Source organism: Sinorhizobium medicae (assembly GCF_007827695.1).
GTDB lineage: Bacteria > Pseudomonadota > Alphaproteobacteria > Rhizobiales > Rhizobiaceae > Sinorhizobium > Sinorhizobium medicae.
On sequence record NZ_VITA01000002.1, the window covers coordinates 315,100 to 339,053 of the forward strand.

The window sequence follows — 23,954 nt, forward strand, 5'->3', positions numbered from 1 at the left end:
GCGGAATTTATCCCATTGGAACGGGAATCGGAATCGGCACGAAAAAAGAATTCTCGCCCGGATCCACTCAGCGCTGCCGGTGACCGGGATCCGAGACGCCGCAGGCAGTCGGCTGGCGCTCAATACGGTTCTCGCCGCTGCCGGTAAGAACCGCTCGATAACGAAAATTACAAAAAGACGCGACAATTCAGGGCCGCGTGGGTGTCGATCACTATTCGTCGAATGAGCTGATGGCGGAGAAGAAGGGATTCGAACCCTCGATACCGTTCCCGGTATACTCCCTTAGCAGGGGAGCGCCTTCGACCACTCGGCCACCTCTCCGTTGCCGTCTCACTATGGCGACAAATGTTGGAATGCAAGGCCTTTTTGGCGAAATTCTGAAAATCCTCTCTTTATCTGCAGCAGAGGTTCTTTCATCTGAAAACAGCAGCGGCTCAGGATCCGTCCGCCAAAAAACGGCACAATTCAGCGCGGCACCATCGAAAGCGCGATGGTGCCAAGAAGCCGTAAATCCAGCCGGCCACCCACCCCAGAACAAATCACGGCTCCTCCCGGGGAGGAACGCGACTGCCGACTGGAAATCGCGACTGCCGACCGGACCGCAGTTTGCAGAAGAACCAAGATCGAGATCAAGAGAGCTTCTTTTGAGTCCTTGATCTGGACCCTGAAAGCAACAATCAACACACAGGGCTGATCTATCGCCGTAGCGCTCGGTGGCGCGCTAGGTCAGAACAATATGATACGACCAACGTCTTCATACGTCTTGGGACTGATCGAAATTATACATAAGAGATTTTAGATTTAGACAAAAATTCGAAAAGAATAAGAATCAACATTATACGGACCCCGATCAACTAGATGAAGAGACTTGTACTCCAGCATTATACAGGCGCTCTCGGTGAAGTTGAACAGCGTTCAATGTTGAGCATTCGAGAACTTGCCCGACGCGAGGGTGCCGACTACCAGTTTCTCAGCGGCAATGTTTTTTCGGAGAAGTTGACGCCGCCTATGCAGAAGTTGGCGCTGCTTGATCCGTGTTTTGACGACTACGATGTGGTCGCAATGCTCGACATGGACGTATTCATCCGCAGCGGAATGCAGGAAAGCCTCTTTGAACAATTGGGTATCGGTGTTTCCGGTCCCTCGCAACGGCGACTTAAGTGGGCCTTCGTCCGGAAGATGAAAGGCTTGGTGCATTGGCGCTATCCATACTGGTGCGGCTCGCTCTGGAAACTGGACCGGCCGCAAAGACAAGCATTCCGGTCAAAACTGCCGCTGGTGAATCTGGAACGGTATAATAACGGCCGTCTTGAGGATGAAGGCGTGATGCACCAGCTCGCGCGGCACTGCCGTTTTACAGGCGGTGTTTTACCTGGCGGCGACAAGTGGTCCCGCCCGAGTTGGCGGGATGATCTCGAAGGCGCTGCACTGATTCACGTCCGACCTCGTATATCGAAGGCTGGCGGCAAACGGCCGAAGCTTGAAAACCTGTCTGACCTGATCCGCCGCGGACTGATCGACGGGTGATTCGGAGAGTTGAGCGCGTCCCGGCCGCGTGACTGGATAAGCTTCGCAGGCTGCGAATCCGCGCGCGCTGATTCTCCAAGAATTGGCCGGGAAGCGCCTCGGCGATCACGCGCCCACCCAGTAATGCCCGCTCGATGTCTCCCCGTCGCACCCGACTCGGGAAAGGTGCTTGCCTGGTTTTGACCCGGTTTCGGGCCATTTTCTGCCCCGTTCCGAAACAAATAGTGGCGGAATGCCCCATGCTAACCCCTCGTCGCTAAAGGATTTTCTTAATGCTTTGTTAATTCTCTCGGGCCGTCTGAGGCGATTTTGTGTCGTTTCAGCAACAGGGATCAGGGAAGGGCAGGGCAAAGGAGTCGATCTGGTAAGTTGGTCGTTGCGCACCCCACCCGGTTTTGTATTTTCAACTCCGGAAGCAAGGGCGGTTGATCGTCCGACTTCTTGAACTTTGGGGATGGGGCAGGGAACGCTGTCCTTCAGCAAAAAAACCCAGACCCGTTTGAAACTTTTGACTGGAGGTCAGAAATGAACATCAAGAGCCTTCTTCTCGGCTCCGCTGCTGCTCTCGCAGCAGTATCCGGCGCTCAGGCTGCCGACGCGATCGTCGCTGCCGAGCCGGAGCCCATGGAATACGTTCGCGTTTGCGACGCTTTCGGCACTGGCTACTTCTACATCCCCGGCACGGAAACCTGCCTCAAGATCAGCGGCTTCATCCGCGTTCAGGGCGAATTCGGCCGTGACGAAGCTGACGACCGCTGGAACCAGGAAGACTTCGGTGGTCAGTCCACGTCGGACTGGGACATGTTCTCCCGCGCTTACATCGCGTTTGACGCGAAGAGCGACACCGAATACGGCACGCTCACCGGCTTCTTCGCTGCTGAGTTCAACGCTGACAACGACACCGACGAAGGCGACAGCCTGATCGACGTCGATGAAGCCTACATCCAGCTCGGCGGCTTCAAGGCCGGCTTCTTCTACAGCTGGTGGGATAAGGGTCTGAACGGCGAAACCGACTCGCTCGGCAACGTCACCGAGTTCAACTCGATTGCCTACATCTATGACGGTGGCACGTTCCAGGCCGGTATCTCGGTCGACGAACTCGAAGGCACCAGCACCAAGGCCAACGGCGTTGGCGTTACCGGTATCGTTTCCGCTTCGCTCGGCGGCGTTGCTTTCGACTTGCTCGGCAGCTACGACACCGAATGGGAAGAAGGCGCGATCCGCGCATTGCTCTCCGCAGACCTCGGCCCGGGCACATTCCAGATCGCTGGCATCTGGGCATCCGACCCGAACGCCTACTGGGCTGACTCCGAGTGGACCGTTGCTGCTTCGTACCGCTTCAACGCTACCGACAAGTTCGCAATCACCCCGGCCGCTCAGTACTGGGGCAGCCTGCAAGATTCGAACACCAGCTTCGGTAACGACGATCAGTGGCGCGTTGGTATCACGACCGACTACGACATCACGGAAGGTCTCGCTACCCGCTTCACGATCAACTACACCGATCCGGATGCTGGTGACGAGTACGTCAGCGGCTTCCTTCGCCTGCAGCGTGACTTCTAATCTGACCTGACCTCGGTCAGTGGAAGGAAAGCCCGGCTCAATGCCGGGCTTTCTCTTTTTTAAGGTATTGCTTGACGACCCCGCCCGATGCAGTCGGTTTGTGGCATTGCGAAACCGTTGAACCTACCTTTTGGACCGCGCTTCGAGCCGGGAGCATCATCCGTTTTCATGGATGGCTCTGGAATCCCAATGATTTGCTCGCAGCGGCTTGCCGCAGGTGAATGGCCGGGCGGAAGTTCAGGCCCATGCAAAAGACGGGCGGATTCGGACGGCGCTGTCCGATTACTTAAGGTGACGTTCCAGAACAGGCACGCACATGTCCAGATCGTGCGAGGCCAGATGAGCGTAGCGCATCGTCATCTCGAGCGTCTGATGGCCAAGCCACATCTGAACGCGCCTGAGATCGATGCCGCCCCTCACCAGGCGGGAGGCGCAGGTATGCCGCAGAATATGGGGAACAATGTCCTCTTCGTCGCCGAGCCCCGCATCGACCTTTGCTGCATTCCAGATTGCGCGAAACTTCTGCTGATCGATTCTCGAAAACGGCCCCGGAGACCTGTCCGCGACCTTCTTCAGCGCGTCCTTCGCTCTCAAGGTCAGGGGGACCGTGCGGCTACGCCCTGATTTCGTAACCCAGAACGTCGCCCGTCCCTCGTGAATATCGTTCCATTTGAGGTCGATGGCCTCGCCCAGGCGCGCACCGGTATCCACCAGAAATATGGAAAGATACAGGTAGAGCTCCGAGCGGCTCGCTATTTCCCGGAACAGTACTTCTTCCTCGTCGGCCTCCAGAAAGCGCAGGCGTCCTGCTTTCTCTTTCTGGCGCTTGAATTCCGGCAGATTATGGATGTCCCCCATCTTGTACGCTTTCCGCAGCAACTTCCCCAGCGCCGCCATCTTCCGGTTGATGGTCGCGTTGCTGTTGCCGCGCTTGCGTAGCGCACCGACGATGCCGTCGAGCATTTCCTGCGAGAAGGTGGAGAAGCGCTTGCCGAGCAAGATCTCGTCAAGTTCCCCGATGAAGGCCTTCACATTGTATTTGTGCTTGCCCTCGTCCCACAGGATGTCGGCATAGCGCTGAAGCAGTTCGGCGAGCGTGGTCTCCTTCACCACCCCCAGAGGGCCTTGCCGGCCGAAGGAATAATTGACCTCATATCCCAAGCCCATGCCCGGATATTCGAGGTCGTTCACCTGTTTTTCAGCTTCCGACATAACGTTTGCCGTTTCCTTCCCATTCTCCGTGAACGAGCCAAGAAACCACTGGCAATCAAACCAGTGCTTATAGTCAAACAACTCAACGCCTTGGCGGCGCATATGCGTTGCGGAACAGCAACAGCCCGCAGCTCAATTTCTCGAGCTGCGGGCGTTCTTGAACCTGACTAGGTCAGATTAGAAATCCCGCTGCAGGCGGAGGAAGCCGCTGACATAGTCAGGCTCATCGCTTGCATCGGTGTAGTTGATCGCAAAGCGCGTAGCGAGGCCTTCCGTGATGTCGTAGTCGGTCGTGAGACCAACGCGCCACTGTTCTTCGCTCGCGTCGAAGCGGCCACCCCTGTTGAGAGCATCCCAATACTGGGCGCCGGGCGTGATAGCGAACTTCTCGTTGACGTTGAAGCGATACGAAGCAGCAACGGTCCACTCGGAGTCAGCCCAGTAAGCGTTCGGATCGGACGCCCAGATACCGGCAAGCTGGAAGGTGCCCGGACCGGCATCTGCGGAGAGCAGGGCGCGGATTGCACCTTCTTCAACTTCGGTGTCGAAACCGCCGAGCAGATCGAAGCTTACGCCGCCGAGCGATGCGGAAACGATACCTTCTACACCGATGCCGTTGGCCTTGGTGGTCGTAGCTTCGAGTTCGTCGACTGCAAGACCGGCCTGGAACGTGCCACCGTCATAGATGTAGGCGAGCGAGTTGAATTCGGTGTTTTCGCCGATCGAGTCGGTTTCACCGTTCAGACCCTTATCCCACCAGCTGTAGAAGAAGCCGGCCTTCAGGCCGCCGAGCTGGACATAGGCTTCGTCGACGTCGATCATGCTGTCGCCGTCGTCGGAATCGTTGTCAGCATTGAACTCGGCAGCGAAAAAGCCGGTGAGCGTGCCGTATTCGGTATCGCTCTTGGCGTCGAACGACAGGTAGGCACGGGAGAACATGTCCCAGTCCGATGTGGATTGCGCATCGGGTCTGCCGTCGCCGTCGCGGTCATCTTCGGCATTCCAGCGGCTGTCGGCTTCGTCACGACCGAACGAACCCTGAACGCGGACGAAACCGCCGATCTTGAGGCAGGTTTCAGTGCCGGGGATGTAGAAATAACCGGTGCCGAAAGCGTCGCAAACGCGAACGTATTCCATGGGCTCCGGCTCGGCAGCGATAATGGCGTCGGCAGCCTGAGCGCCGGATACTGCCGCGAGAGCGGCAGCCGAGCCGAGAAGAAGGCTCTTGATGTTCATTTCTGACCTCCAGTCAGTCGTGGGAAACAATTCCCATTGATCGTCGATCGAAGGAGGTCGGCTATCGAGGTTACGCAGCGTTGGGCAGGGTTGGGAGGAGACCGGAAAGGATCGGGCGGAACGCCACAGGTTCGGGGAGCGTTTCAGTGCCACGAACACTGAAACGCTTCATCGGGTTAGGGAAAGCCGTTACGCGGTTCGGGAGGTGCTTCAGCTATACGGCGAATAGCACTGGCGCCGCGGGCCGTTATAGGGCTGAAACGTGTTGTCCCAGGCGCGATACGAACGGTAGCGAGAATAGCACCATTCTACATGCGCGTTGCCGCCGCCCTGATATTGCGGCGTGACGTATCTTGGCTGACTGAGAACACCGCCGACAATAGCGCCGGTGGCCAGGCCACCGAAGAACGCGCCGATATCATCGTCGTCGTCATCGTGATAATAGCGGCGGTGGTGGTAACGGTTGCGATAGTTGCGGTGTCCGCGATAGCTATCCCTGTCACCGCGCCAGCGCCCCATGCGCGGGCAGCCGACACCCGGGCAGCGCGCTCTGTCGGGAAACTGTGCAAGCTGCACGTCCGCAGCCTGCGGTTTGGGTGCGGGGGCGAGTGGAAATGCCTCTGCGGGCGGAACGCTGCTGACCGCAGTAGCCAGCGAGAGGGCAACAATTGCTAAAGTCTTCATCGGCTTCACCATTTCCGCTTAGGAGACGAAATCCCTTCGATAATGGAAATGGTTGAAAGCGGCATTTGTGCCGGGTGCGCGGAGTGATCACGACGATTTGATCGCAGTCTCCCGGCGGCTTGCCCCATCTGCACGATGGGCAGGGCTGGCACTGGCCGCCATGTCGTAATCTAGGGCGCCTCTCGCCCTATCCTCAAATCCGAGACGATATCCGTCTCCTGTCCGAGACGCGACTTGTAGACCTGATAGTTTTCCATGACGCGCTGGACATAGTTGCGCGTTTCCTCGAAGGGGATGCGCTCGATCCAGTCGACGACCTCGTCGATGGGCTTGCCGCGCGGATCGCCATAGCGGGCGAGCCAATCAGGGACGCGGCGCGGGCCGGCATTGTACGCGATGAAGGTGAGAATGTAGGACCCGCCGAAGCTGTCGATCTGCTCGCCGAGATAATGGGCCCCAAGCGTCGCATTGTAGCCGGCATCGCTCGTCAGGCGGTCCTTCGAATAGGCAAGACCATAACGATTAGCGACCCCCTTGGCCGTGCCGGGAAGCAGCTGCAGAAGACCGCGGGCATTCGCCACCGAAATCGCCGCCGGGTTGAAAGCGCTTTCCTGGCGGGCGATGGCATAGGCGAGCGCCTTGCCGGCACCGTCGATGTCCGCACTCGGTGGGATGACTCCGATCGGAAAGGCGAGTGCCGCCACCTCTATGCCGCGGCCGAAGGCAATCTTGCCGATCTGCAGCGAGAGCTGGTGATTGCCCGCCTTTTCGGCTCGTGCCGCAAGGATCGCAAGCTCGCCGGGACTGGTCAATTCTTCGGCAAGGGCGCGATACAGGCTCTCGGCACGCCAGCCATGGCCGGCCGCTTCGAGCCGGCCGATCGCCTTTACCGCCTCGCGGCCTTCCAGGCGGATGTGGTCTTCTTGCGTCGGCGAAGGGTAGCTCATGTCGAGCTTCGAGTGGCCGAGTCGCGCAGCGGCGAGTTGGCCGTAAAAGGTCGCCGAATAGCGCGCCGCATTGTTGAAATATTCCCGCGCGTCGCCGGGCCCGCCCGCCTCGGCCGCTCGCCCCAACCAGTACCAGGCGCGCGAGGCGGAGATCGGACGGCTCGATGCATCAAGAATCTTGCGAAAGTGCCGTGCGGCCGTTTCGGCCTCCTCGAGGCCGCGAAGCGCATACCAGCCTGCATGGAATTCCGCGTCCACGAGGTCCGTAGCGCGCCTTGCTGCGTGGTTGGCAGCAATGCGGTAAGCTCCGCGAAAGTCGCCACTGTCGAGCAGACCGCGGCTGACGATACGCTGCTCGACCCACCATTCTCCCGGATTGACGAGCGCGGTGTCGTCCTTCGGCATCTGATCAAGAAGCTCAGCCGCTTCGGCATATTTCTGCCGCTTGCGCAAATGTTCGATGCGAATGAAGAGGTAGGCCGGCTGGCTGCGCCAGGAGGGATCAACGGCGTCTATGAGGGAGGCTGCGTTGCTGCCGTCGCGAATGACTGCAGCCCAGGCGCGGAACAGGGATTGCGCCCTGCCGAGCGTGCCGAACCGTTCGGCTTGGTCCACGCGAGCGCGGTAGAGAAGCATCTCCATCCTCCGCCTGTGGTCCTCCGCCGTCAGCAAATGTGAAAATTCGGAGAGAATTTTCGTTTCGGTTTCCTTGTCCAGAATTTCGTTCAGCCAGAACGCGCGCAGTTGCGTGGCTGCAGACGAGGTCCGCCCCTGCGCCACGAGCGCTCGCGCAAGAGCAATCGCCCCTTCCGTTGTCTCCGGGCGGGTCGCGCCGAAGGCTGCGACCACGTCGGCCGGCGGCGGGCTCTCGCGGTAAAGGGCACGTTCCGAATGGGCGCGGAGCGATTTCAACCCCGGCCAGCCCCCGAGTTCTCCTTGTGCAGCGGCAATGTCGTAGGACGGGATGCCTTTCTGTCCGGAAACGGCGATGGCCCAGGCGAGGATATGGCGGTCGAGAGTCCCCGCGGGCATGCGGTCGCGAATGGCGATCGCCCTTGCGGGCTGACGGTCCGAGAGGGCATCAAGACCGCTTTTTAGATCTGCGACGCGGGGCACTGCGGCGATTGTGTTTTCGCCTGCAATCGGGCGAGCAGACGCGCCGGCTGGCTCAGGTCTGCCGGCCGGTAGGGGGATGGGCCCCTCGGCAGCGTTGGCCGAAAGACCGAGCATACCCGCTGCGAGCATGGCAGCGACCGGCAGAATGACCGTTCCGCGTATCAAGAGCCCTCTGATCCCCTGTCCCCGTTTCGCCGATCCTTTAAAGCCCATCGGGGGCGATAACCGGTCGCGTTTGCCGCACCGTCTGGTCGCGAGCGCCCGGGCGATTGCTCCAGAGAAGCGGCCGATCGCTACGGTGCTGGCCGGGCGGCGATGCGCCGAACCGAGAGCGAAATGCACTCTCACGGCGCTTGCCGCAGCCACGGCACATGATTATGGTGCGGCAGTTTTTTAACCGTCGATTGCGGCCAAAGCGTGAGCGCATTTTGCGCTGCTGGTCGTCAGGAGTTGTGCATGTTCAAGGGTTCCATTCCCGCACTCGTAACGCCGTTCACCGCTGCAGGCTCGGTCGATGCGGATAGTTTCGTCGCGCATGTGGAGTGGCAGATAAAAGAGGGGAGCCACGGACTTGTGCCCGTGGGCACGACGGGTGAATCGCCGACACTCTCCCATGACGAGCACAAGAAAGTAGTCGAACTTTGTGTCGAGGCATCGGCGCGGCGCGTGCCGGTCATCGCCGGTGCAGGCTCCAACAATACGATCGAGGCGGTCGACTTTGCGCAGCACGCGGAAAAGGCCGGCGCGGATGCCATCCTCGTCGTCACGCCCTATTACAACAAGCCGACACAGAAGGGGCTCTTCGCCCACTTCGCCGCGATCGCAGAAAGTGTGAAGCTGCCGATCGTCATTTATAATATTCCGGGCCGTTCGGTCGTCGACATGAGCGTCGAGACCATGGCGGCGCTCGCAAAGGCACATCCGACGATTATCGGGGTCAAGGATGCGACCGGTAAAATCGAGAGGGTCTCCGAGCAGCGGATGGCATGCGGCAAGGCTTTCGTCCAGCTTTCGGGAGAGGACGCAACTGCGCTCGGCTTCAATGCGCATGGCGGCGTCGGTTGCATCTCCGTTACCGCCAATGTCGCGCCGCGACTGTGCGCCGAGTTTCAGGAGGCAACCCTTGCCGCCGACTTTGGCAAGGCATTGGAGTACCAGGACAAATTGATGCCCCTTCACAAGGCGATCTTTCTGGAGCCGGGCGTCTGCGGCGCAAAATATGCGCTGAACCGCCTCGGAAGGATGAACCGTGATGTTCGTTCGCCGCTGTTGTCGGCGCTTGAACCCGCGACGGAATCGGCAATCGACGCGGCGCTCAGGCATGCAGGACTGATGAACTGATGGCACCGAAAGGCAGCGAACGGACGGTCAAAAAGGTCGTCGCGGAAAACCGGAAGGCCCGCTTCAACTACGAGATCGTGGATACCTACGAGGCCGGGCTGGTGCTGACCGGCACGGAGGTCAAGTCGTTGCGCGAGGGAAAAGCCAATATTGCCGAATCATACGCGACCGACGAAGGCGGCGAGATCTGGCTCATCAACTCCTATCTCCCGGAATATCTGCAGGCGAACCGCTTCAACCACGAGACGCGCAGGCGTCGCAAGTTGCTCCTTTCGAGGAGGGAAGTGAACCGTCTGCAGGGCGCCGTGAACCGCGAAGGCATGTCGCTGATACCGCTTCGCATCTATTTCAACGAGCGGGGGCGGGCCAAGCTGGAATTGGCGCTCGGCAAGGGCAAGAAGCTCCACGACAAGCGCGAGACTTCCAAGGAACGCGACTGGAACCGACAGAAGAACCGGCTGCTCAAGGAACGCGGCTGAGTTTCGTCGAGATCAGATTGGCTCTCATCCGCCTGCCGGCCCTTACTCCGCCGCGGGCGGGCGAAGGGAAAAGCGGCATGCCGGATCTCTCTGATCAGCGGTCAAGAGTGGTTGGGTCTCATTCCTTCTCCCCGCTGCGGGGAGAAGGTCGCAGCAGCGGGACGAGGGGGCAGAGGCCGGCCCGTTTCGAGGTGCTCTAAAGCTCGACGTCGTCGGAGACCGGCTCGACGGGACGCTGAACGCGTTCTGACGGTTCGCGGCCGATTTCGGCTCTGAGAGAGGCGAGATCGATGAAGTGGTCGGCCTGGCGGCGCAGGTCGTCGGCGATCATGGGGGGCTGGGTCGCCATCGTGGAAACCACGGAAACCTTGCGGCCCTTACGCTGGAGCGCTTCCACGAGCGTGGTGAAATCGCCATCGCCGGAAAAGATCACCAGGTGATCGACCGATTCGGATTGCTCCATGGCATCGATCGCCAGTTCGATGTCCATATTGCCCTTGATCTTGCGGCGACCGAGCGAGTCGGTGAATTCCTTGGCGGGCTTGGTCACGACCTTGTAGCCGTTATAGTCCAGCCAGTCGATCAGCGGGCGGATCGACGAATATTCCTGATCCTCGATCAACGCGGTGTAGTAGTAGGCGCGCAGCAGGTAGCCGCGTTTCTGGAATGCCTTGAGCAGCTTGCGATAGTCGATGTCGAAGCCCAGGCTCTTCGACGCGGCGTAGAGATTGGCCCCATCGATGAAAAGAGCGATTTTCTCGCGAGGATCGAACATCATTACTTCCTTTTTCCGTACCCTGCACAGTGACCGGACCAACCTCGCGGAGCGGCACGCATAAAAACGGCGAATTACATTAAAGCTCACTTATCTGCAAATAATGTGGTCATGCCAACGCATTATTCCAACCGGGGCGCGGCGCCTATAGCTAGTTTTAGCAGTTGCTGCAGTTCGTCCACATTTTCAAGCCGTGATTGTTGCTGACTAAGTGCTCAAAAATATCACCAGATACAGGCAATGTCTGTGGGTGGCAGCAGCGTCCGCAGATGCGGCATTTTACCATGCTAACCCCGATCATGTGAGCCGCATGCAGGAAAAACTTGAACTTATGTTGTTTTAATTGTATCGGACGCCTAATTCCAGAAATCGGAGCTGATGGAACCGCATTTCAGCGGACGTTCCGGTTTCGCGTTGTTTAACCTGCCGCGGCGATCGCCGCCGCATCTCTTAGTCGTAAAGGACAAGGCCATGGCCCGCGTCACCGTCGAAGACTGCATCGACAAGGTCGAAAACCGTTTTGAACTCGTCCTTCTTGCCAGCCACCGCGCGCGCCTGGTGTCCCAGGGCGCACCGATCACGGTTGACCGCGACAACGACAAGAACCCGGTCGTTGCGCTGCGCGAGATCGCCGACGAGACCCTGTCGCCCGGCGATCTGAAGGAAGACCTTATCCATTCGTTGCAGAAGCACGTCGAGGTGGACGAGCCGGAACCCGATCCGGCGTCGCTGGTTCAGACGGAAGCGACACCTGCCTTCGCCGAAGCCGCCGAAGAGGAGGACCAGCCGGAAGCGCTGACCTTCGACCGCATGTCCGAAGAAGAACTGTTGGCCGGTATCGAAGGCCTCGTTCCTCCGGAAAAGAGCGACGACTACTGAGATAGTTCCGGAACCATAGTTCCGACGCGTTATCGAAGCAGTGCGCCACTCGTGTGATTGGCGCACTTTTTTATTTGCCTGATTTCAGGAGCCGTCAGCGGATGATGCGCCAATACGAGCTCGTCGAGCGCGTGCAGAAATACAAGCCCGACGTCAACGAGGCCCTGCTGAACAAGGCCTATGTTTACGCCATGCAGAAGCATGGGCAGCAGAAGCGGGCAAGCGGCGATCCCTACATCTCCCATCCCCTGGAGGTCGCGGCGATCCTGACCGAAATGCATCTCGACGAATCCACGATAGCCGTCGCGCTGCTGCACGACACGATCGAGGATACGACCGCGACGCGACAGGAAATCGACGGCCTCTTCGGCGAAGATATCGGTGCCTTGGTCGAAGGTCTCACCAAGATCAAGAAACTCGACCTCGTCACCAAGAAGGCCAAGCAGGCGGAAAATCTGCGCAAGCTGCTGCTCGCTATTTCGGACGACGTCCGCGTCCTCCTGGTCAAGCTCGCCGATCGCCTCCACAATATGCGTACGCTCGATCACATGTCGGCGGAAAAGCGCGCGCGCATTTCGGAGGAGACGATGGACATCTATGCGCCCCTGGCGGGGCGCATGGGCATGCAGGATATGCGCGAGGAGCTTGAAAACCTCTCCTTTCGGCACATCAACCCGGAAGCCTACGAAACCGTCACCAGACGCCTTCAGGAGCTCTCCGAACGTAACGAAGGGCTGATCAAGAAGATCGAGGAGGAACTGAGCGAATTGCTTCAGGCGGAGGGGCTTGCCGATGCCCAGGTCAAGGGGCGCCAGAAGAAGCCTTACTCGGTTTTCCGCAAAATGCAGTCGAAATCGCTTTCCTTCGAGCAGCTCTCGGACGTCTGGGGCTTCCGTATCATCGTCAGCGACATTCCGGCCTGCTATCGCGCGCTGGGTATCGTGCACACCCGCTGGCGCGTCGTGCCCGGACGCTTCAAGGACTATATCTCGACGCCGAAGCAGAACGACTATCAATCCATTCATACGACGATCATCGGTCCGTCGCGCCAGCGCATCGAACTGCAAATCCGCACGAAGCGCATGCATGAGATCGCCGAATACGGTATCGCGGCCCACGCACTCTACAAGGATCGCGACACTGTTTCCGGCGACCTGACGCGCACACCGACATCGAACGCCTATTCCTGGCTGCGCCGCACGATCGAATCTCTCGCCGAGGGTGATAATCCGGAGGAGTTCCTCGAGCACACCAAGCTCGAACTCTTCCAGGATCAGGTCTTCTGCTTCACTCCGAAGGGGCAGCTGATAGCATTGCCGCGCGGTGCCACCCCGATCGACTTCGCCTATGCCGTGCATACGAATATCGGCGACACCTGCGTCGGGGCCAAGATCAACGGTCGCATCATGCCCCTGGTGACGCGGCTCAACAATGGCGATGAAGTGGAGATCATCCGTTCGGGCATTCAGGTGCCGCCGCCGGCCTGGGAAGAGATCGTCGTCACGGGCAAGGCTCGGGCGGCCATCCGCCGCGCTACTCGCGCCGCGATCCGCAAGCAATATGCCGGCCTCGGCTATCGCATCCTGGAGCGCACTTTCGAACGGGCAGGGAAGACGTTCTCGCGCGAGGCGTTGAAGCCGGTGCTGCATCGGCTCGGGCAAAAGGACGTGGAAGACGCCATCGCTGCGGTAGGACGCGGCGAACTCTCCTCGCTCGACGTTCTGCGCGCCGTCTTCCCGGATCATCAGGACGAGCGCGTGACCGTGAAGCCTAGCGCCGATGACGGCTGGTTCAACATGCGCAGCGCCGCAGGCATGATCTTCAAGCTGCCGGAGCGGTCGAAGGAAATGGCCGCCGCAGAGCAGGCGGAAGGCCCCGAAGCTCTCCCGATCCGCGGCCTGTCCGGCAATGCCGAGGTCCACTTCAGTCCTGCCGGCGCCGTTCCCGGAGATCGCATCGTCGGTATTATGGACAAGGACAAAGGCATCACCATCTATCCGATCCAGTCGCCGATCCTGCAGCAGTTCGACGAGCAGCCCGAGCGCTGGATCGACGTTCGTTGGGATCTCGACGAGGCGAACAACAGCCGTTTCATTGCCAGAATTGCGGTCAGCGCCTTGAACGAGCCGGGTACGCTGGCGGAGGTCGCACAGGCGATCGCGACCACCGATGTCAACATCCGCTCCCTATCGATGGGGCGCGTCGCGGCTGATTTCAGCGAATTGCAGTTCGACCTCGAAGTCTGGGATCTGCGTCAGCTCAATCACCTGATGGCGCAACTCAAGGAATTGCCAAGCATTTCCATGGTCAAGCGCCTCTTCGAGTAGGGCGTCTGCCGGGCGGCCACGCAGAGATGCTGCTCCTGCAGGCGCGCAAGGATGCGTTCCATTTCCGTGCAGACTGCCTTCAAAATAAGCAGTTAGGGGCGTTCGGCGACCGAGTCATGCGCAAGATGCATGGCTGCCGCCGCATCCTGTGGCTGGTGACGGGGAGGCCGCTGCACTATCTTTCGTGTCGGGAGGTGAACGAAAGAGGTTTGCCATGTTCAAGCAGTTGAAGAAAATCACGCGTGCCCTGCACATTCCCTCCATTGAAGAGCGGGAAGTCGCATATCTGAACGGCTCCGTCGACAGAATCGACCTGGAATACCGTCAGCGTCAGATCGACCGCGGTCTTTTCCGCAAGGGTTTCTGATCGCGAATGCGGCGCGCCGGAAGGCGCGCCATTGATGCTGCGCAGAGCTATGCGGTTTTCGAATGGCTCGTCTGCTGGATCTTGCGGTCTGACGCCTTCGCTTGCACATCGCGCGCGTCGCGCCTATGTTTCGCCCATCGAGAGGCGGGCGGGTCCGTCTTGCGCCGGCGGGCGGCTTTGAATGCGATCATGACGGCATAATGTTATTCAGGCGCAGAAAACCGGTCACGATATCCGAGAGACTTGGCGCGTTCTTTTGGCCGCGCAAAGGGTTCACGCGCGCTCCGCGCTATATTGCCCTTCGCGTTCTCCGTCTGAATTCGTCGCCGCACGCGATCGCTGTCGGCGTAGCGGCAGGCGCGGCCTCCTCATTAACGCCGTTCTTCGGTCTGCATATCGTTCTCGCCGTCCTTCTCGCATCTGCCTTTTCCGGAAATCTGGTCGCGGCAGCGATCACGACCGTGCTTGCCAACCCCGTTACCATTCCTGTCATCCTGACGGCCTCCTACGAGGTCGGTACGATGCTTACGCAGCCGCAAGCCGCTCAGGCGGTCGGCGGTCAGGAGATCATGCGCATGCTCGAGCATCTGGATCTTGCCAGCTTGTGGGGCCCGGTCTTCAAGCCGATGCTCATAGGCTCGCTTCCTCTTGCCGCGGCGGGTGGCCTGATATTCTACCCGCTTGCCTTTCAGACGGCGCGTCTCTTTCAGGAGCGCCGCCGGCGGGCCCGCGCGCACAGACTTGGACATCCAACATGATCATCGGCATAGGCAGCGATCTCATCGATATCAGACGCATCGAAAATTCGCTCCAGCGCTTCGGCGAGCGTTTCGTAAACCGGTGTTTCACCGACATCGAGATCGCCAAATCCGACGGCCGCAAGAACCGCGCGGCGTCCTATGCCAAGCGCTTCGCCGCCAAGGAGGCCTGCTCCAAGGCACTCGGCACCGGCTTAGCGCAGGGCGTATTCTGGAAAGAAATGGGGGTCGTCAACCTGCCCGGCGGGAAGCCGACGATGCAACTGACCGGCGGCGCGGCAGCGCGCCTTCGGGAAATGTTGCCGGTCGGACACCGCGCCGCGATCCATCTGACGATCACCGACGACTTCCCGCTTGCGCAAGCTTTCGTGATTATCGAGGCGCTGCCGGTTGCCCCCGCCGAGGGAACGGTTTAGAGCACTTGCCGAAAGACCGGCCCGCGGTCGCTTGAAGCTCGGATTTCCCGCGACATATAGCATCGAGTTGCGGGGAGACGTGCGGCATGAGTTCGGGCGCAAACGAAAGTTGAAGCGTTAGGCTCGGGTGCCCCGGGCAGGATGACAAGGAAGACTGAGCGTGGCAGAAAAGACAGAAGCGAAGCAGAGCGGTCTCTGGGAGAACGTCAAGGTCATCGTCCAGGCGCTGCTCCTGGCCGTGGTCATCCGCACAGTCTTCTTTCAGCCCTTCACGATCCCTTCCGGCTCGATGATGCCGACGCTCCTCGTCGGCGATTACATCTTCGTCAACAAGTTCGCCTATGGCTATTCGAAATACTCGCTGCCATTCTCGCCGAATCTTTTCAGCGGCCGAATTTTCGCAAGCGAACCGGAGCGGGGCGACATCGTCGTCTTCCGGTTCCCGCCCAACCCGGACATCGACTACATCAAGCGTCTCGTCGGCCTGCCGGGCGATCGCCTCCAGGTCAGGAACAGCATTCTCTACGTCAATGACAAGGCGGTCGAACGGGTACCGGCCGGCCCCTTCCGGGCCGATGATCAGTACGACACAGGTGGCGATGTGCCCGTCTATCGCGAGACGATGGACAACGGCATGACTTACGAAACACTCGACCAGTTCCCGGATTCACGCGGCGATAACACCCGTGAGTTCATCGTTCCCGAAGGCCATTATTTCATGATGGGCGATAACAGGGACAACTCGGCCGACAGCCGTTTCGACGTTGGCTTCGTGCCGGCTGAAAACCTGGTTGGCCGCGCCAGCCTGATTTTCTTCTCGCTCGGTAACGACACCTCGTTCCGGCAGATCTGGAAATGGCCTGCGAACCTGCGTTACGACCGTCTGTTCAAGGTCGTCAACTGATGAAGGGTCGCTCGTTGAACGCGGAGGACCGGGCGCGGCTTGAGGCTGCGATCGGTTACCAGTTCGCCGAGAAGGAACGTCTCGACCGGGCCCTGACACATTCGAGCGCGAGAAGCGGCCGTGCAATCAACTACCAGCGGCTCGAATTCCTTGGGGACAGGATTCTTGGGCTCTGCGTCGCGGAGCTCCTGTTCCAGACATTCAGCGATGCAAACGAAGGCGAGCTCTCGGTTCGCCTGAATCAGCTCGTCAGCGCGGAGAGTTGCGCGAAAGTGGCCGATGAGCTCTCATTGCATGAATTCATCCGCACTGGTTCGGATGTGAAGAAGATCACGGGCAAGCACATGATGAATGTGCGTGCCGATGTGGTAGAGTCGCTGATTGCCGCGATCTATCTCGATGGCGGCCTGGAGGCGGCGCGGCGCTTCGTGCTCGAGCATTGGACGCATCGCGCTGCAAGTGCGGACGGCGCCAGGCGCGACGCCAAGACGGAACTGCAGGAATGGGCGCATGCCAGGTTCGGTGTGGCGCCGAAGTACCGAACTGAAGATCGCTCCGGCCCGGATCACGATCCGCGCTTTACCGTCACGGTAGAGGTCGACGGAATCGACCCGGAGACCGGGGTTGATCGTTCCAAGCGCGGGGCCGAGCAGGTCGCGGCCATGAAATTGTTAGAACGCGAAGGTGTTTGGCAGAAACGCTCTGCCGGAAATTGACGGATGTGATGACGACGGACAATCAACAGGATACGGCCGCTGCTGCGGTGCCGACGCGCTCTGGCTTCGTGGCGCTGATCGGGGCGACGAATGCCGGAAAGTCGACATTGATCAATCGCCTTGTCGGCGCAAAAGTGTCGATCGTCAGCCACAAGGTACAGACGACGCGGGCGATCGTTCGCGGCATCGCGATCCACGACAATGCGCAGATCGTATTCATGGACACGCCCGGCATCTTCAAGCCACGGCGCCGGCTCGACCGCGCCATGGTCACGACGGCTTGGGGCGGAGCCAAGGATGCCGATCTGATCATGTTGCTGATCGACAGCGAGCGCGGGATCAAGGGTGATGCCGACACGATCCTGGAGGGCCTCAAGGATGTGCACCAGCCAAAGGTGCTCGTCCTCAACAAGGTCGATCAGGTTCGCCGAGAGGATTTGCTGAAGCTCGCAGCCGCTGCGAACGAGGTGGTGGCATTCGAGCGCACCTTCATGATCTCCGCCCTGACCGGTTCCGGCTGCGAAGACGTGATGGATTATCTCGCCGAGAGGCTTCCGGAGGGCCCCTGGTATTACCCGGAGGACCAGATTTCCGATCTGCCGATGCGGCAGCTTGCTGCCGAGATCACGCGCGAGAAGCTCTTCCTTCGGCTGCACCAGGAGCTTCCCTATGCATCTCACGTCGAGACGGAGAAGTGGGAAGAGCGCAAGGACGGTTCCGTGCGCATCGAGCAGGTGATCTATGTGGAGCGCGATAGCCAGAAGAAGATCGCACTCGGCAAGGGCGGCGAGGCGATCAAGGCGATCTCGACCGCCGCGCGCAAGGAGATCTCCGAGATCCTCGAGCAGCCCGTGCACCTCTTCCTGTTCGTGAAGGTGCGCGAGAACTGGGGCGACGATCCCGAGCGCTTCCGCGAGATGGGGCTCGATTTTCCGAAGTAGCCTACTGCATATTTCCTTTAATCGGATCCGATTAAAGGACAACAACATGCAGCAGATCAAAGTGCTACAGCGACCTTTGTGCGTCTGATGAGACGCGCGGCGCTGTAGACCTGGTCGAGATCAAACGCGACCGATTCCAAACAGAGAAAGCGGGATGCGGGCGGACAACCGCACACACGTCCGACTGCCGGCGACCGGCCTCGCACTCACTGGCGGTTGGCCTGGTCGCTCCCGGCTCCGGATCGCCTGCCGAAGAGAGGTGCGATCGTTTCCGCCCTGTTGGTCCAGACATAGCCGGAAAAACCTTCGGGAACGAAAGCGAGATCATCCGCGCTGTCGATGCCCGTGGTGAAGTCGCCGCCTTTATAGGGCCCCAGCAGGATGATTTCGCTGCCGGCGGCTTGCATACGGGCCGCGAACCGGTCCGGCCACCCCCACAGGAATGGCGCATAATTGCCGGGCACTATGATCAGCGTGTCGCGGCAGGCTTCCGGTACGATACCCGTCCAGCCATAGGCGGCATAGCGGCCAAGGCAGGCGAGTGTGGATTGTCGGTCGTATCCCCTGATGCCTGGGACCAGCCTCAGGGTTTCCTGTGTGGGGGCAGTGCCGCCATAGACGCCGAACACCTGTTTGCGCCACTCCGGGTGGAAACGCAAAAGAACGGCGAGGGTCGCGCCTTCCTCCCGCCGCTCGCTCTTGAAATTGATCAGAAAGCGGCCCTCGGGCAGGGCCTTGAAGACCTCTGTCAGCGTCGGCATCTGGCCAGCTCCCTGGCCGCGGAAGGGGAAGGACTTGCCGCCATCGGCCGTATAACCGTAGCCGATGTCCAGCGTCTTCAGTTCGGACATCGGCGTATCCTGGGTCACGCCTCTCCCATTCGTCCGGCAATCGAGTGTCCAATCGTGAAACACGGCGAACTGGCGATCCGGTGTCAGGTGGACATCCAGCTCGACGACGTCGGCGCCGCTCTCCATTGCGGCGCGCATGGAAGCAATGGTGTTTTCGAGATAGCTGTGGCGCGGCGCCTCGATGCGCTCGGCGGTGCAGGTTTCATTGTCGAGACCTTCCGAATTGAAGACCTGATGAACGCCGCGATGAGCGAGGATCTTTGCGCCGCCGGAGGGCGGCGTCGCCAGAAGCGACGTGTTGAGAAGCCATAGGATGGCGACGACGACGAGCGCAACCGCGGCGATCTTTTTCATCGTGTATCCTCCTCTCGAAAAGGGGCTTGCCGCGACAATGTGGCGTGACGATGTTGCCCCACGGAGCACAGGCGCTGCAAGGTTTTCCACCGCTGAATCACCCTCGGGAGCCCGAGACCGAATTGAACCATGAAATCGCTCGAAGAGGTTTGCGTCAGTGCTTTCGAATTTACTAAGCAAACAAATCTTTGAGGGGCCACAAAAAAGCCCCATTGAATAACCGCCGAACACCGCTAAGCTAATGGAAGTTCTGATGGATAGGAGCCCGATGGGCTGGCCTGACGAATTTCCCGCAGCTGGTCCTCAACTCGCTTCGCGAGGGCCGGCCGGAAAACCCGTAAGGTCGCGCTCGAGCCGGTTTCTCGCCGCTTCCGGATGTGGCTGGCGCTGCATTTAAAGTATAGCCGTCGCATCTCCGCCATGAAGCCGACCAGCCGCTCACCCGCTCCCCTGTGAACGAATCGAGGGTCCGTTAGGTCTGAGCTGAGGTAGGATATGAATGCGGGATTGTTGAATCTACTTCGCCGGCTTGTCGAGAAAGGCAAGCTGACGGTCGTTTTCTCGTCGGGTGAAAAAGTGGTCCTGGGCGATGGTACGGGCAAGCCCGCGGCCATCCGCTTCGTTGATGCCGGAGCGGAGAAAGCCGTCCTGCTCGATCCGGGATTGAAATTCGGCGAGATGTACATGGACGGTCGCGTTCTCGTGGAGGAAGGCGACATTTTCGATGTGCTGGCCATTGTCAAGAGCAACGATCTCGACAAGGCGGCGACCTTTACTAATTCCATCGTCGGATTGTGGCACATAATGCGTCAGCAGATGAAGAGCCGCCTGCCGATCAACCGCAACCGCTATAACGTTGCCCATCATTACGATCTGGACGGCAAGCTCTTCAATCTTTTCCTTGACGAGGACTGGCAATATTCCTGCGCTTACTTTCATCCACCGGGAATTTCTCTCGACGAGGCGCAACGTGCCAAGAAGAGGCACATAGCGGCCAAGCTGCTGCTCGAGCCCGGCCAGAAGGTATTGGAAGTGGGATCCGGCTGGGGCGGGATGGCGATGTATCTCGCCGAGTCTTCCGGGGTCGAAGTCACGGGCATCACGCTCAGCGAAGAGCAGTTGAAAGTTTCGCGCGAGCGAGCGCAAAGGCGCGGGCTTTCGGACCGCGTGCGCTTCGAGCTGCAGGACTATCGCACCATGCAGGGAAGGCAATTCGACCGCGTCGTCTCCGTGGGCATGTTCGAACATGTCGGCATCGGCAATTACGGCAATTTTTTCCGTAAGATGAAAGAACTGCTGAATCCCGATGGAGTGATGCTGCTGCACTCCATCGGGCAGATCTACAAACCCTGGGCAACCAATCCGTGGATCGAAAAGTACATTTTTCCCGGCGGCTACATTCCCGCCCTGTCCGAGGTGTTGCCTCCCGCCGAGAGCAACCGTCTGCTGGTCAAGGACATCGAAATACTGCCGATGCATTACGCCTGGACGCTCAGGGCGTGGCGTGAGCGTTTCGTCGCGCAGCGGGAGGAGGCGATCAGGCTTTATGATGAGCGCTTTTTCCGCATGTGGGAGTTCTATCTCGCCGCCTCCGAAACGGCCTTCCTTTACGACAAGCACTTCATCTTTCAGCTCCAGCTCTCGCCTTCACTCGCCACCGTGCCGGTATCACGCGATTATATCGCCATCAAGGAGAGGGAATTGCTGGAGTTCGAAAAGACACGCCAACGGCTGGAGCTCGTCGCGGTCTAAAGAGGGGCCGGCGAAAAACCCTGAACCGGCCTGCCGGCGACCTTCGCTCCCTTGCGGGGAGAAGGCCGCCGCAGCGGGGTGAGGCGCGACAGATAGAGAGCTCCGGTTCACCGCTTCGGCGCGGCGGGTCCTCGTGAACGGTTCCACGCTCAGGGGGCCGCCCGCCTGAGGCAAGCATTTCCCATGATCTTCTGTGGAGTTCGCCAAGGCGGTCATCGGCCTTCACTTGGCCTTGATGGTCTGCGCCGGTATGGTCACGGCCGAAACAGGAAGTGGAACGAGAGAATGGTCACGACCGCGAGACCCATCGCCGCCATCATTGCCAGCGAAATCAAGGCGAGCGCCGCACAGGTTGCAGCCGCCGTCGAATTGTTGGACGGTGGTGCGACCGTGCCTTTCATCGCCCGCTACCGCAAGGAAGCCACGGGCGGGCTCGACGACACGCAGCTGCGCGTCCTGTCGGAGCGCCTCACCTATCTGCGCGAGCTCGAGGCGCGGCGTGCATCGATCCTCGATTCGATCCGCAGCCAGGACAAGATGACCGATGAACTCGAACGCAAGATCGAGGGCGCGGTTACCAAAGCGGAGCTCGAAGACATCTACCTGCCCTTTAAGCCGAAGCGCCGCACCAAAGCGGAGATCGCGCGCGAGCGGGGCCTTGGCGCGCTGGCGGACGCCATCCTTTCCGACCGTTCGACAGCGCCTGCCGAACGTGCTGCCGCCTTTCTCACCGCCGATGTGCCGGACGCCAAGGCCGCACTCGATGGTGCCCGCGACATCATCGCCGAGGGCATGACCGAGAATGCCGAGCTTCTTGGGCAGCTGCGGAGCTACATGCGGGGTGCAGCCTTCCTGCGCGCCCGCGTCGTGGGTGGCAAACAGGAGTCCGGCGCAAAGTTCTCCGACTATTTCGATCACTCCGAGCGATGGGCGACGGTGCCCGGCCACCGCGCGCTTGCGATGCTTCGCGGCTGGAACGAGGAGGTCCTGTCCGTGGACATCGTTGTCGACGAGGATGCGGCGCCTTCGCATAGACCGATCGAGCGTATGATCGCGGCTGCCTACAGCGTTGGCGACCGGCTGCCCGGTGACAAATGGCTGCTGGAGGTCATCGGCTGGACCTGGCGCGTGAAGCTTTCGCTTTCGCTATCACTGGACCTGATGCGCGAGCTTCGAGAGCGCGCCGAGGAGGAGGCCATCCGCGTCTTCGCGCGCAATCTCAAGGACCTGCTGCTTGCAGCGCCTGCGGGCTCGCGTCCGACCATGGGCCTCGACCCTGGCATCCGGACGGGCGTCAAGGTCGCGATCGTCGACGGTACCGGCAAGCTCCTCGACACGAGCACGGTCTATCCATTTCCGCCGAAGAACGACATTCGCGGGACTCAGGCAGAGCTTGCGGCGCTTGTGCGCAAACACAAGGTGGAACTTATCGCGATCGGCAACGGCACCGGGAGCCGTGAAACCGAAAAGCTCGTCGCGGATATGCTCGCTGCCATGCCGGCGCCGAAGCCGACAAAGGTGATCGTCTCCGAGGCGGGAGCATCGGTCTATTCCGCTTCGGAGACGGCGGCTGCCGAGTTCCCCGGCCTCGACGTGTCCTTGCGGGGTGCCGTTTCCATCGCGCGCCGGCTCCAGGATCCCTTGGCCGAGCTCGTGAAAATCGAACCGAAGTCGATCGGGGTCGGTCAATATCAGCACGACGTTGATCAGTCGAAGCTCAGCCGTTCGCTGGATGCCGTCGTCGAGGATGCCGTGAACGCGGTCGGGGTCGATCTCAACACCGCCTCGGCGCCGCTGCTGGCGCGCGTTTCGGGGTTGGGTAAGTCCTCGGCGGAGGCGATCGTTGCGCATCGCGATGCGCTGGGCGCCTTCGCCAGCCGCAAGGACCTTTTGAAAGTGCCTCGCCTCGGTGCCCGCACTTTCGAACAATGCGCCGGCTTCCTCAGGATCACGAACGGCTCCGAGCCGCTCGATGCGTCTGCGGTGCATCCGGAGGCTTATGGAGTCGCAAAGAAGATCGTCGCCGCCTGCGGTCGTGATGTGCGTTCTCTGATGGGCGACAGCGCCGAACTGAAGAAGCTCGATCCCCGCATTTTCGTCGATGAACGCTTCGGCCTGCCAACTGTCAAGGACATTCTCGCTGAACTGGAGAAACCGGGTCGCGATCCACGCCCGAGCTTCAAAACGGCCACCTTCGCGGAAGGGATCGACGACATCAAGGATCTGAAGGTCGGCATGCGCCTTGAGGGCACGGTGACCAATGTCGCCGCCTTCGGCGCTTTCGTCGATATCGGCGTGCATCAGGACGGTCTCGTCCATGTGTCGCAATTGGCCGACCGCTTCGTCAAGGATCCGCATGAGGTCGTCAAAGCCGGGGACGTCGTGCACGTCCGTGTCACGGAGGTCGATGTGGCGCGAAAGCGCATTGGACTGTCGATGCGCAAGGAAGGTGGCGCCGAAACGCCCCGAGAGGCGAGGGGGACGGCGCCGAACGGCGGCAATCGGGGTGCGCCCGCTCGACCGCAGCCGCCGCAGCAGCCGGCGCAAGGCGCCTTCGGTGAAGCGCTGATCGCGGCGATGAAGAAAAAATGAAAGGGTCCGATGGAACGGCCCGCCTGGGAGGATCGTTACCGGAGCATCGATGCTGGTGTGATGGCTCAGGTTACGCTCTGTAAATAGGCAACCGAGATATAGCCTGCCTCCGTCATGCTTTACAGATGGCGACATCGCTTCGTCGCTCGAAGGTGTCGACCATAGCAATGCCGGTATACGGCGGAACAGGCAGCGGAAATCCTCTTCCGCCGGGACA

Annotated in this window: 20 protein-coding genes and 1 tRNA gene; 14 read left to right on the forward strand and 7 right to left on the reverse strand. The window is 60.2% G+C overall.

Features of this window, described 5'->3' with window-relative positions:
- Positions 1-231 precede the first annotated feature (231 nt).
- Positions 232-321: transfer RNA gene (locus FB009_RS04820), tRNA-Ser, on the reverse strand.
- Between the two features lie 537 nt (positions 322-858).
- Between FB009_RS04820 and FB009_RS04830 the strand changes: the two genes are divergently transcribed.
- Both FB009_RS04830 and FB009_RS04835 read left to right on the forward strand, forming a co-directional pair.
- Positions 859-1,527: a hypothetical protein gene (locus FB009_RS04830; RefSeq protein WP_011974869.1), complete on the forward strand. Its 669-nt coding sequence runs from the start codon at positions 859-861 to the stop codon at positions 1,525-1,527.
- Positions 1,528-2,052: 525 nt separating this feature from the next.
- Complete coding sequence (locus FB009_RS04835) at positions 2,053-3,090, forward strand: porin (RefSeq protein WP_011974870.1); 1,038 nt, start codon at positions 2,053-2,055, stop codon at positions 3,088-3,090.
- Positions 3,091-3,372: 282 nt separating this feature from the next.
- Here FB009_RS04835 and FB009_RS04840 read toward each other — a convergent pair whose 3' ends face one another.
- From FB009_RS04840 to FB009_RS04855, 4 genes are all read right to left on the reverse strand, one after another.
- Complete coding sequence (locus FB009_RS04840; RefSeq protein WP_375714200.1) at positions 3,373-4,302, reverse strand: tyrosine-type recombinase/integrase; 930 nt, start codon at positions 4,300-4,302, stop codon at positions 3,373-3,375.
- A 177-nt stretch (positions 4,303-4,479) separates the two neighbouring features.
- Positions 4,480-5,538 (reverse strand): porin, encoded by a 1,059-nt coding sequence (locus FB009_RS04845; RefSeq protein WP_011974872.1) that lies wholly within the window; start codon positions 5,536-5,538, stop codon positions 4,480-4,482.
- 210 nt (positions 5,539-5,748) lie between these two features.
- Positions 5,749-6,234 carry a BA14K family protein gene (locus tag FB009_RS04850; protein WP_029721979.1) on the reverse strand — a complete coding sequence of 162 codons (486 nt, stop codon included), beginning with the start codon at positions 6,232-6,234 and terminating at the stop codon, positions 5,749-5,751.
- 158 nt (positions 6,235-6,392) lie between these two features.
- Positions 6,393-8,447, reverse strand: a complete 2,055-nt coding sequence (locus tag FB009_RS04855) for a lytic transglycosylase domain-containing protein (RefSeq protein ID WP_024311254.1) — start codon at positions 8,445-8,447, stop codon at positions 6,393-6,395.
- Between the two features lie 294 nt (positions 8,448-8,741).
- Between FB009_RS04855 and dapA the strand changes: the two genes are divergently transcribed.
- Both dapA and smpB read left to right on the forward strand, forming a co-directional pair.
- Complete coding sequence (gene dapA / locus FB009_RS04860; protein WP_011974875.1) at positions 8,742-9,626, forward strand: 4-hydroxy-tetrahydrodipicolinate synthase; 885 nt, start codon at positions 8,742-8,744, stop codon at positions 9,624-9,626.
- Positions 9,626-10,105, forward strand: a complete 480-nt coding sequence (gene smpB, locus FB009_RS04865) for an SsrA-binding protein SmpB (RefSeq protein ID WP_011974876.1) — start codon at positions 9,626-9,628, stop codon at positions 10,103-10,105. The genes dapA and smpB overlap by 1 nt, the downstream gene beginning before the upstream one ends.
- 196 nt (positions 10,106-10,301) lie before the next feature.
- Here the strand turns inward: smpB and FB009_RS04870 are convergent, their stop codons facing one another.
- A complete protein-coding gene (locus tag FB009_RS04870) occupies positions 10,302-10,880 on the reverse strand; it encodes a LabA-like NYN domain-containing protein (RefSeq protein ID WP_024311253.1) in 579 nt (192 codons plus the stop codon).
- 471 nt (positions 10,881-11,351) lie between these two features.
- Between FB009_RS04870 and rpoZ the strand changes: the two genes are divergently transcribed.
- From rpoZ to era, 8 genes are all read left to right on the forward strand, one after another.
- Positions 11,352-11,759 carry a DNA-directed RNA polymerase subunit omega gene (gene rpoZ, locus FB009_RS04875; RefSeq protein ID WP_011974878.1) on the forward strand — a complete coding sequence of 136 codons (408 nt, stop codon included), beginning with the start codon at positions 11,352-11,354 and terminating at the stop codon, positions 11,757-11,759.
- Positions 11,760-11,860: 101 nt separating this feature from the next.
- On the forward strand, positions 11,861-14,086 hold the full coding sequence (locus FB009_RS04880; protein WP_011974879.1) for a RelA/SpoT family protein: 2,226 nt from the start codon (positions 11,861-11,863) through the stop codon (positions 14,084-14,086).
- A gap of 214 nt (positions 14,087-14,300) precedes the next feature.
- The gene (locus FB009_RS04885; protein ID WP_011974880.1) at positions 14,301-14,453 is read left to right on the forward strand and encodes a DUF3563 family protein; all 153 of its coding nucleotides are present in this window, start codon (positions 14,301-14,303) and stop codon (positions 14,451-14,453) included.
- Between the two features lie 200 nt (positions 14,454-14,653).
- Positions 14,654-15,211 (forward strand): DUF2062 domain-containing protein, encoded by a 558-nt coding sequence (locus FB009_RS04890; RefSeq protein WP_024311251.1) that lies wholly within the window; start codon positions 14,654-14,656, stop codon positions 15,209-15,211.
- Complete coding sequence (gene acpS, locus FB009_RS04895) at positions 15,208-15,627, forward strand: holo-ACP synthase (RefSeq protein ID WP_011974882.1); 420 nt, start codon at positions 15,208-15,210, stop codon at positions 15,625-15,627. The genes FB009_RS04890 and acpS overlap by 4 nt, the downstream gene beginning before the upstream one ends.
- 160 nt (positions 15,628-15,787) lie before the next feature.
- Positions 15,788-16,531 carry a signal peptidase I gene (lepB, locus tag FB009_RS04900; RefSeq protein WP_011974883.1) on the forward strand — a complete coding sequence of 248 codons (744 nt, stop codon included), beginning with the start codon at positions 15,788-15,790 and terminating at the stop codon, positions 16,529-16,531.
- Positions 16,531-17,247 carry a ribonuclease III gene (gene rnc, locus FB009_RS04905; RefSeq protein ID WP_011974884.1) on the forward strand — a complete coding sequence of 239 codons (717 nt, stop codon included), beginning with the start codon at positions 16,531-16,533 and terminating at the stop codon, positions 17,245-17,247. Before lepB ends, rnc begins: the two co-directional genes overlap by 1 nt.
- A gap of 8 nt (positions 17,248-17,255) precedes the next feature.
- Positions 17,256-18,188, forward strand: a complete 933-nt coding sequence (era, locus tag FB009_RS04910; RefSeq protein WP_011974885.1) for a GTPase Era — start codon at positions 17,256-17,258, stop codon at positions 18,186-18,188.
- Between the two features lie 206 nt (positions 18,189-18,394).
- On the opposite strand, the gene FB009_RS04915 is transcribed toward era, so the two are convergent.
- Complete coding sequence (locus FB009_RS04915; protein ID WP_011974886.1) at positions 18,395-19,393, reverse strand: glycerophosphodiester phosphodiesterase family protein; 999 nt, start codon at positions 19,391-19,393, stop codon at positions 18,395-18,397.
- Between the two features lie 495 nt (positions 19,394-19,888).
- Between FB009_RS04915 and cfa2 the strand changes: the two genes are divergently transcribed.
- Entirely contained in the window at positions 19,889-21,145 is a 1,257-nt protein-coding gene (gene cfa2, locus FB009_RS04920) for a cyclopropane-fatty-acyl-phospholipid synthase (RefSeq protein ID WP_011974887.1), read from the forward strand.
- A 285-nt stretch (positions 21,146-21,430) separates the two neighbouring features.
- A complete protein-coding gene (locus FB009_RS04925; RefSeq protein ID WP_011974888.1) occupies positions 21,431-23,737 on the forward strand; it encodes a Tex family protein in 2,307 nt (768 codons plus the stop codon).
- Positions 23,738-23,954 lie beyond the last annotated feature (217 nt).